Source organism: Pseudoalteromonas sp. S2755, assembly GCF_005886535.1.
Lineage (GTDB): Bacteria > Pseudomonadota > Gammaproteobacteria > Enterobacterales > Alteromonadaceae > Pseudoalteromonas.
Window position 1 is genome coordinate 1 of record NZ_PNDS01000148.1, and the last position, 9,858, is coordinate 9,858.

At 42.6% G+C, this 9,858-nt stretch carries 8 protein-coding genes; 3 read left to right on the forward strand and 5 right to left on the reverse strand.

Annotation, left to right across the window (positions count from 1 at the left end; translation table 11 throughout):
- The first annotated feature begins 83 nt into the window (after nucleotides 1–83).
- Nucleotides 84–479 carry a DUF1801 domain-containing protein gene (locus tag CWC03_RS20785; protein WP_138583498.1) on the forward strand — a complete coding sequence of 132 codons (396 nt, stop codon included), beginning with the start codon at nucleotides 84–86 and terminating at the stop codon, nucleotides 477–479.
- Between the two features lie 28 nt (nucleotides 480–507).
- On the opposite strand, the gene recN is transcribed toward CWC03_RS20785, so the two are convergent.
- From recN to nadK, 3 genes are all read right to left on the reverse strand, one after another.
- On the reverse strand, nucleotides 508–2,184 hold the full coding sequence (recN, locus tag CWC03_RS20790; protein ID WP_138583499.1) for a DNA repair protein RecN: 1,677 nt from the start codon (nucleotides 2,182–2,184) through the stop codon (nucleotides 508–510).
- A 95-nt stretch (nucleotides 2,185–2,279) separates the two neighbouring features.
- Nucleotides 2,280–2,858 (reverse strand): hypothetical protein, encoded by a 579-nt coding sequence (locus CWC03_RS20795; protein ID WP_138583500.1) that lies wholly within the window; start codon nucleotides 2,856–2,858, stop codon nucleotides 2,280–2,282.
- A gap of 62 nt (nucleotides 2,859–2,920) precedes the next feature.
- Nucleotides 2,921–3,805 carry an NAD(+) kinase gene (nadK, locus tag CWC03_RS20800; protein WP_138583501.1) on the reverse strand — a complete coding sequence of 295 codons (885 nt, stop codon included), beginning with the start codon at nucleotides 3,803–3,805 and terminating at the stop codon, nucleotides 2,921–2,923.
- A 90-nt stretch (nucleotides 3,806–3,895) separates the two neighbouring features.
- Between nadK and CWC03_RS20805 the strand changes: the two genes are divergently transcribed.
- Together CWC03_RS20805 and grpE are read left to right on the forward strand one after the other, a co-directional pair.
- Entirely contained in the window at nucleotides 3,896–4,828 is a 933-nt protein-coding gene (locus CWC03_RS20805) for an HrcA family transcriptional regulator (protein ID WP_171040295.1), read from the forward strand.
- A 68-nt stretch (nucleotides 4,829–4,896) separates the two neighbouring features.
- The gene (gene grpE, locus CWC03_RS20810; protein WP_128727820.1) at nucleotides 4,897–5,514 is read left to right on the forward strand and encodes a nucleotide exchange factor GrpE; all 618 of its coding nucleotides are present in this window, start codon (nucleotides 4,897–4,899) and stop codon (nucleotides 5,512–5,514) included.
- 71 nt (nucleotides 5,515–5,585) lie between these two features.
- On the opposite strand, the gene CWC03_RS20815 is transcribed toward grpE, so the two are convergent.
- Together CWC03_RS20815 and CWC03_RS20820 are read right to left on the reverse strand one after the other, a co-directional pair.
- Complete coding sequence (locus tag CWC03_RS20815; RefSeq protein WP_138583502.1) at nucleotides 5,586–6,626, reverse strand: tetratricopeptide repeat protein; 1,041 nt, start codon at nucleotides 6,624–6,626, stop codon at nucleotides 5,586–5,588.
- Between the two features lie 136 nt (nucleotides 6,627–6,762).
- Nucleotides 6,763–9,471: a CHASE domain-containing hybrid sensor histidine kinase/response regulator family protein gene (locus CWC03_RS20820; protein WP_138583503.1), complete on the reverse strand. Its 2,709-nt coding sequence runs from the start codon at nucleotides 9,469–9,471 to the stop codon at nucleotides 6,763–6,765.
- Between the last annotated feature and the right edge of the window lie 387 nt (nucleotides 9,472–9,858).

Consider the following 9,858-nt stretch of genomic DNA (forward strand, 5'->3'; position numbering starts at 1 on the left):
CGCTTCAAGATAGATCATTTAATTAATACAACTGGTATTAATTTCACTCTACATGCATTTATCAATAGTATTAAGGAAAGATCATGAGCGAAACAATAAACTCAGGTGCTGATGCGGTCACTGCAAAGATAGCGAGTGTAAACGATTGGCGTGCGGCGGTATTGCAGCAGATCAGAAGTCTGATCCTAAGTGTTGATAAAGATATAGAGGAAGATATCAAATGGCGTAAGCCAAGCAACCCAACAGGTGTGCCCGTCTGGTCAAAAGCTGGCATGATCTGCACCGGCGAAGTATACAAAGATAAGGTCAAACTTACCTTTGCATACGGTGCAAAATTTGAAGATGAGCATCAGTTATTCAATACTGGATTTGCCGGTAACACTCGACGGGCGATTGATATAAAACAGCAGGACACCATCAATGAAGCCCATTTTTGTACATTGATCCACGCAGCAATTCGGTATAACGCTGCGCGTTAATCAACAGGTATAATCAGCCTGATAACAGTTAAGCACTTTGTACTTGTAATAACTCCTCGGCACTTGCTCTTGTTGTGTCACTTATTTTATCTCCACCAATTAACCTTGCTATTTCGTCAATGCGTTGGCTTTCTGCCATTGGGGTCATTTTGGTAAAGGTTTCGCCATGTTCTACTCGTTTTGCGACAAAAAACTGGTTGTGACCACTGCATGCCACTTGCGGTAAATGGGTAACACAAATAACTTGTGTTGACTGGCCAAGCTGGCGCAACAATTTACCTACGGTTGCAGCTGTTGGACCTGAGATCCCAACATCAACTTCATCGAAAATCAAAGTGGGTGTCGTCACGCGTGTTGCGATAATCACTTGAATGGCTAAGCTTATCCGAGATAACTCACCACCTGAGGCAACTTTGCCCATAGGTTGCAAAGGTTGGCCTGGGTTAGTTGAGACGTAAAACTCAATGTGATCATACCCAAGCGGGCTCGGTTTAGCGCCAAGATTAGGCGTTAACTGGATTTCAAATTGGCCATCACCCATCGCAAGCTCTTTCATACTTGCAGAAATACGTTCATTAAGAGATGCACTGGCTTGCTGGCGGCTTTGACTTAACCCTAGTGCAGCTTGGTTATAGGCGTTGATGGCTTCGGCAATTTCTTCCTCTAACGCATCCAGTCTGGCAGAATCTGAGCTAATAGACTCAAGCTCATGTTGCAGAGCTTGATGGTGTTGATATAACAATTCAGGCTGAACTTGATGTTTTCTAGCTAAATCCAGAGCTTGGGAGAGTCTATCTTCTAGCTCTTGTAATCGCATTGGATCTTGTTCGACTGAATCAGAATAGCTGCGGATCTCTCTACTGGCTTCTTCCACTTGTACTGCTGCCTCTTCAAGCACTTGCGCAATATTCTCAAGGGTTTTGTCAAAACTGGTGAGTTCAGAGAACACTTGTGCACTTTGTTGTAGTTGCGATAGCACAGTCTGCTCGTCATTTTCATAAAGGCGAGAGAGCTCACGGTGGCATTGTTCTAAAATGGTTTGGCTATGGCTTAGGCGCGAATGTTCGGTCTCAATATCTTCATATTCGCCTTCTTGTAGGGCAAATTCATCAAGCTCTGCAACCTGGTACTCAAGAAGCTGTTTTTTTGCGGCTTGTGCCTGTTGTGACTTTTGTAGTTCGGCATATTCTTTTTGCAGTTTATGGTAGTGATTATATTGACCCTTAACTGCTTGTAACAAAGTCGTGTGGTTAGCATAGGCATCTAGCAAGTGCAGTTGATATTCTGGCTTTAGCAGTAGCTGATGGGCGTGTTGTCCATGGATCGCAATAAGATGCTGGCCTAACTCTTTTTGCTGGCCAGCAGTAACAGGAGCGCCATTGATGTAGCTTTTACTACGCCCACTTTTGCTAATAACACGTCGAAGAATACATTCATTTTCTTCGTTATCTAACATATGCTCCGTTAAAAAGCGTTTGGCTGCAGGGAGGTTTGAAACATCAAACTGAGCAGAGATATCCGCCTTGTCGGTACCAGGACGAATAGCAGAAGGATCAGCACGCTCACCGAGACATAAAGAAAGCGCATCAATTGCAATGGACTTACCAGCGCCTGTTTCACCTGTAATTGCGGTCATACCACAATGCCAGTCAATATTTAGCGCACTAACAATAGCAAAATTTTGAATATTTAAAGCTAAAAGCATACTGTACACCCTAACAGAGAATTACTGTTAATTTATACAGTATTTTGTTGTTTAGCAACTCAAATCAAAAGATTTTGCTAAAAATAATAACAAGACTAACCGGCTGCATGCTCTTTTACCAAGGCTGTTTGCATTTGTTGATTGGGTGTTTCTGAATCATCAAGCTCTTGCGAATCCAGCACATCTTCATCTTGTTTCATTGCTGGCATATCAGGTGTTTGAATACGTGCAATGAGGGCTGGAAGCATCTCGTGATAGAAATCACGGTTATAAGCAATGCCCGCCGTAGGTAATTCAGCGACAAAATATTGTAGTTGCTCAGCAAGCAAATCGATATTGCCATTTGAGCGACACTTATTGAGCTCGCTTGTCACTGAATAGATAAATAACTCAGACACTTTTTCCAGTTGCGCTAAGTTCACTTCCGAGTGCGCTTGAACGACAAAAAAGTTGCCAACGATTGCATTGATCTGCGGTGCGTATTTTGGCCTTAAAATCTTCGCTTCGACGAATTCAGCAACTTTAAGCTTAAAGTTGCTACTAATTACTTTCAAACGATCATTAAAGGCTTTTTTTTCCGCTTCACGGGCTTTTCTTCTATTATTTTCAATCACTAAATACACTGAAAGTATAGTGATAAGCAGCGCCAATGTGAAAAATACAACGTAAGCCATTTTATTGTTATTTACCTAAATTAGAAAATTTAACCAAGGTTATTTTGCGTAACTTTGCGTGCTTAGTAAAGCCTACTGCCCCAATTTAATTTCTGTCTAAGAACATTGTAGTAGGAGTAACATTTAGGGTGGATCAACCTTAGCCTTTTCTGCGCTTTTTTGATGATAACTTCGTCACCCGGTAGCACTGCCAGTACAACATGACTATCACAACTTACTTGTAAGCTGTCGGTGTTCTCTAGACTTAACTTAAGTTTGACTTCTTTTTCTGCATCCACCACTAAAGGTCTGCTAGATAAAGTATGTGGAAACATAGGCACTAGTGAAATAGCGTCGAGTTCGGGGGTTAAAATAGGCCCGCCACCCGAAAGCGAGTAAGCGGTTGACCCCGTTGGTGTCGAGACAATTAAACCGTCTGAGCGCTGAGAAAATACAAAGTCGTCATCGATAAAAGCCTCAAATTCAATCATATGCGCAACTTTATCAGCGTGTAATACCGCTTCGTTCATTGCTAAATTTGCGCTCTTAAGTTGGTGATGTCGGTATACAGCCACTTCCAGTAGAAATCTCGATTCTTCAATAAATTGACCGCTCAACACTGCTTCGAGCTGCGCTTCAAAGCCTTCGGGGTTCAAATCTGTCAAAAAACCTAAGTTACCGCGGTTAACTCCAATCACGGCGACATCAAAACGAGCTAGTACTCTTGCTGCACCAAGCATGTTACCGTCACCACCAACAACAATAGCAAGGTCGCAACGTTTACCTAGTTCAACTAACTCGACAACAGCATCTTCGTCTAATGACTTTATTTGCTCCGCAACGCGATCTTCTACAAGTACTTCATATCCTAATGCTTGCAAAAATGTGTAGAGTCGTTGTAAGGTCGTCCCCGCGCCTTCGTGGTTGGGTTTGCCAATTAAGCCGATGGTGTTAAACGTGGTCGTCATTCAGTCATTTGTCCTTGGTATCTTTGTTGCAAGATTATATTAAAAGCGTAGTGCTTGAAACTGGCAATTGACACCCATATTAAAATAATTATGAAACTAAATCCCAGAGATGAACAAATTCTGTGTGCGGTCATGCGCCATTATTGTAATGGTGAAGGGCAGCCTGTTGCATCCAGCAAAATAGCAAAGCAAGACGGCCTTGCTATTTGCTCTGCAACCGTACGCAATGCAATGGCAAGGCTTGAAAATCAAGGCTTATTGTATTCTCCGCACACCTCAGCTGGCCGCGTGCCCACCGACCAAGGTGTAAAATTCTGGCTACAGGAGTTTTTTCCTCTGGCTGATGTTGCCGTTCATTGGCAACCTGATCAATCAGCAATAGTCTCTTTTGCACATTTATTGAGCCAAAACTTTCAGGTCTGTTGCTGCGTGGGGTTACCACAAGTTAGCAGCAAACAAATGTTCCGGGTGGAAGTACTCGACTTTGACCGTAAAAACTGGCTGGTCCTGCTGTTAGACAGAGCAGGGCAATCACACAATATTTGTATTGATAAACCCGTTGATGACTCCGACGCGTTGCGTTACCAGTTCGCGGCTTGGATGAATACCGTATTCAGTCAACAAACTTTAGTTGAAGGTTTGCACCGAATGCGCGCTATGGCACATAGTGCACCGCCGAGTTGTCACCATATTTTGGCCCAGTGGACTAAGCAGTTAAGCCAGCAATTAGGCTCAGATAACGCAATTGTTGTCGGCGAGCGTTACTTATATAACCGCTTAGAGCTGGATAGAGAGATCAATCTTGGCGTCGGGTTTTTGGACCAAGTCGAAGACCGTCTGGCGTTTAAAGACGGCGTATCCGTATTACTTGGTGAAGAGCTAAGCATGCTCGGTTTACATCGCGTAGTGGTGCTCAGTGTGCCGTATTTCTCCAAAGGGGAATACCAAAGTCGCTTTTGCGTGATTTGTCCAGCGGACTCTAAGATCGAAGCCATCTTGTCAGAATTCAAAAAATTGCCGTAATAAAGGGTTGAAACTCTCATTTCAATCCCCATAATTACCGCAGTTGTAAAGAATCGGAGAATCACCACATGTCTGAGCAGACAAAAGCCCCAGAGCAAGAGCTTGAACAAGAACAAACACAAGCCGAAGCGGAAGTTGTAGAAGGACAAGCAGAACAACAAACTCAGGAAGAGCAGGCAGAAAGTGCGGGTGAGTTAAGCCCAGAAGAAGAAATCGCAGGTCTGTACGCTGAGCTAGAAACCGCTAAGCAAACTATCGACTCACAAAAAGATAGCGTTGTTCGCGCTGCTGCTGAGCTTGAAAATGTTCGTCGCCGTGCAGCGCAGGATGTTGAAAAAGCACACAAATTTGCGCTAGAAAAGTTCTCAAACGAATTGCTACCTGTAATCGATAACCTAGAGCGTGCGATTGAGTTTTCTGACAAAGAAAACGAGACGCTAAAGCCTGTGCTTGAAGGTATCGATATGACTATCAAGACATTTACTGATGCCCTAGCTAAATTTGGTGTTGAAGCAGTAAACCCACAGGGTGAAGCATTTAACCCTGAGTTGCATCAAGCAATGTCAATTCAGCCAAGCAATGATGTATCACCAAATACTGTGCTTGCTGTAATGCAAAAAGGGTATACCTTAAACGGCCGTCTATTACGCCCTGCAATGGTGATGGTGTCTAAGGCTGCTGAATAAGCAAATTCAATTTGAAATGAAAAAGCCGCGCATTGAGCGGCTTTTTTGCGTTTAGTAACGAGTGTATTCGCTCACCAACTACACAGCTTCACTTTCTCAAACCAAGGACTGGAAAAAGACTTGGCTGTGATGGGGAGAGGGGCGGTGACTTTGACACCTAACTCCTTTGCTAAATATCTATGTACTAGCAATTTCACTTTATCACTTTCTAACTGGGTATATGCCAGTTGTAATGCTTGTTTAGTGCTTTGGTTGGGCATGTCCCCTTCAAGTTGTTTGTATCGAGCTTCAAGCCATTGTAACCAAGCTTGTTTTGATTCATTTGGGAAGGCTGTAGTTAGGGTAGAAGTAGGGCCTTGTAGACGCTCGTAGTTGACGATTTGCTTTTGAATAAGAAAGACAAACATCAAGTTAATTCCTGCTGATATTTGACCTGAGCGTTTATCAATGGCTTGATAACCTAACAGGGCATGACGAAAATACTGTTCAGCTTCAAATATTCGACCTTGATCGAGCGCAAGACTTCCCAAGTTGCTTTCAATCATCGCAAGCACCGGAGTTTGCTTTAATTCCTCAGCCAATTTGCGTGCTTTAGCATACAATGTTCTCGCTTTTTGATAATCATCTTGGTTGCGGGCAACTAGCGCCATACTGTTAGTCAGTGTAAGCCGTTGGCGATCATTCTTTGCATATTTGTAGGCACATTTGAGGCTAGTATCAGCATCATCAAGATACTCCTGACGGCGCAGCCAAATCCCAAGTGCACTCAAAATAGTGGGAAGATTTGCTTTGAAATACATATCATCTGGATATAAAAAGACTGCGTTGATTGACGTGTAGAGCCTATCTATTTTATTTGTAGGTACAGATGCACGAGCGCTCAGCAAATGCCATTGAATAAATAAAGGCACAGGCACATCATGCTGTTGCTCTAAACTGTCTAGAATAATCAATGATTGTGCAGGGTTAACCGTTAAATAGTCGGTGGCCTCGTCTAGCTTACTTTCAAAATATGAAAAGTCTTTCGCTAACACGTGTTGGCAAAAATACAATGTGCAAATTACAAAGAGTAGAAACCGAACCAAGCAAACCCCAACCACATTTTGGCGCATCTACTAACTGTAGTCGGCAGTAACAAATAGTTCCAAATCAATTACGATAAACAGCATTATACAAAGATAAGCAACAATGTAGAGATCACGTCTTCAGTTATAAATGGGACCGGAAACTTGATGAAAAGAAAACAAATTACTGCATATCACGGCTATGTGCGAGTACGGTTGCGATGGTATTGATAAGCTCAAGCTGCTCTACGGGTTTGGCAACATAGCCATCAAATCCGACGCGCTCATATAAGGCTTTGTCTTCCGGAAAAGCATTTGCAGTTAGTGCGATGACTGGGATATTGGGATCCATACTCTTTAGACGTTTACACGCCTCAACACCATCCATTTCTGGCATTTGTATGTCCATAAGTATTAAGTCGGGTTTGTTTAGCTCGAATTGTTCTATTGCCTCTTTACCATTATTTGCAATTGTAATATTACCATTGGCTTTACTGATCATAGAACGCACTACTAGCTGGTTTACTGGATTATCCTCAGCCAGCAATATGGATACGCCGTTTAAGTCAGCAGCCTCTAGCTTATTGTACTTTGGATGCTCTGAGATGTGTTCTGATTTTTGCATCGGCAACTCAATACTGAATAGACTACCTTTGCCAACTGTGCTTTTTACTCTAATTGAGCCGCCCATCAGATCAATTAAAGAGCGGGTGATAGACAGGCCAAGCCCTGTACCACCAAACTTTCGAGTGGTCGACTTATCTGCCTGCTCAAATCGTGAAAAGAGTTTTTTGATTGTGGCCTCTGTCATCCCTATGCCGGTGTCGGCAACGGTGATAAGCATACCTGAATCATTTTGAAGTGGCTTTATATGGGTAATAATACTACCAGTTTCAGTAAACTTAATGGCGTTAGACAAGAGGTTAAGCAACACTTGCCTGACTCTGACTTCGTCTCCAAGCCAAAATTTATGCTCAAGCTCAATGTAGATCTTAAGTTTGAGACCTTTATTTTTTGCCAACACTAAAAAGTCTGAGCGCAGATGTTCAACCAACACCTCAATATTAAATGGCCGTTCTTCAAGCTCAATTCTACCGGCTTCAATTTTAGAGAAATCCAAAATATCGTTAATGATGGTGTTAAGTGCTTTAACTGAGTAGGTCGCTTTTTCAAGTAGGTTGGTGGCGGTGCTATTGAGCGGCTCCGATTTTAAGAGTTGCAACGTGCCGTATAGGCCATTCATAGGGGTTCGTATTTCATGGCTCATGTTTGCCAAAAAGACGGCTTTGGCCTTGGCTGCTTGCTCCGCAGCCTCTTTGGCGTGCGAGAGCTCTCGTTCATACTTGAGTTGCTCAGTGAGATCTAATGCAATACCCAAAAACCCGTCTACATTAGCATGCTCGTCGGTTAATGTTGTAACGCTCAGCTCGATTTGAACATACCGATTTTGCTTAGTAACATAGGTCCATCGATTAGTATCTACCACACCTTGTATGGCTTTGGCGACAAAGACCTCAAACCCAGGGTCAATGACTCTGCCAAGCTCTTCCGTTAACGCTTTTGCTCTTGCTGTGACTTCTTCCTCAAGATGGAAAATAGCAGGAGATGATTTATTAATGAGCTCATCTTTCTTATATCCTAATAAGCGCTCGGCTGCGGGGTTAAATTGAGTAATAATACCGTCTGGATCGGTGGCAATAATGGCATAACCTGAACCTTCAACAATACTGGTGTGCAGCTGGCTGTATTTAACGATTTCTTTAGTGCGTGCTTTTACTTCCTGTTCTAATGAAGAGTTCAGTCTAGCAAGGGATTGTGCTTTTTCTTCTTCGGCTGCTAGCTTTTCCTTTTCAGCTAAGCGCTGACGCGTAAAGCTTAAAAGCAGAATATAAGTGATGATTGCCAATAGTGCAGACACTAGTAGTGCTACCTGCAAAATAGTATTCGGCGACACTAAGTTGAGTGAACGGATAAACTTCGGAGTTGGCCAAATTTTTACTTCCCAAGTGCGACCAAATAACGCGACTTGCTTAGCGAGTGGATTATTTCTTTCTCTAACACCTTCTTTTAGTGCCTGATAAAACGGTGTGTTTTCATCGTTATTGGTTACATCAGAGATTTGAATAGAAACATCTTGTCGAAAAGAAAGCAAAGTCGATAGGATTTCATCGATAAGTAAAGGTGAGTAGGTCCAACCAATCAAATTACTTAAACGATTTTCTTCATCTTGTGCAATACTGATTGAGGTATAAATTGGTGCGAGAATTAAAAATCCGTATTTAACCTTATTGTCAGCTTGCACCAAGGTGATTGGGGCGGTAAGTCTTGGTTCATTGGTGGTTGCAGCTTCTATTGCTGCAGTTCTGCGACTAGCTTCGGAGCCTATATCCAGCCCGATGGCTTTATCATTGTTTATTTCTGGCTCAATATACTGGATTACAAATTTGCTGGTGTTATGTGGGTTTAGCGTTTTGATGGCGAACGCTCTGTCTGTGCGTTCAGCCTGTGCTTGTCGCACAAAGCTACTCACGTTATCGATGGGGACATACTTAATAATTCCAACGCCTCGTGCGCCTGGATACTCTGCTTGGAAATCAAACGAGTCGATGTATCGCTGCATTGCCTGATAGTCAAAGCTATGTTGTTGGTTCGCATAAATTGCGGTGCGAAGCCCCAAAATGCCGTACCAGTACAATGTAACACGTTCGTTCACTCCCTCAGTCACATGATCAAGGCGCAAAGCAAGTGCCGAGGCGACTTTTTCAGTGTGATGCTCCTTTTCTTGCTCATATAACACCAGTCCGTAAAGCATACTACCAACTAACACAAGTAGTGCAGCAACCAGTGGCACAAATCGGCTTTGGTGAAATGTGCGAGCATTCGCTAACGACACGCTATATTCCTTACGCTCTAAATCTAACCAATATGTTAGTCCAGATAGCATTGAATTGATAGTGATTACAGCAAAGTAACAACGCTCAATTTATGCCCCAATTGGCTCACTGAAAGCATATTTTGAATTGTTATTTGGATAAATTGTAGATTGAGGCTGGCTCACTTCTGTAGCCTTAAAAGCTAAAATAATACCAATTGTATTAAGTAAATGATCTATCTTGAAGCGGGGGAAATAGCTTTAGTAGCACCGCTCTCGCGTCCTGCTACCGCTAAGGTACCTATATCCATATAGGCAAGGCAAAAATTTTGCTATTTAGTTGTTCTAAATGAGAAATTTTTAACGAAGCTAATATGCTATTTCACCCTTCAAATTGATTAGATAATT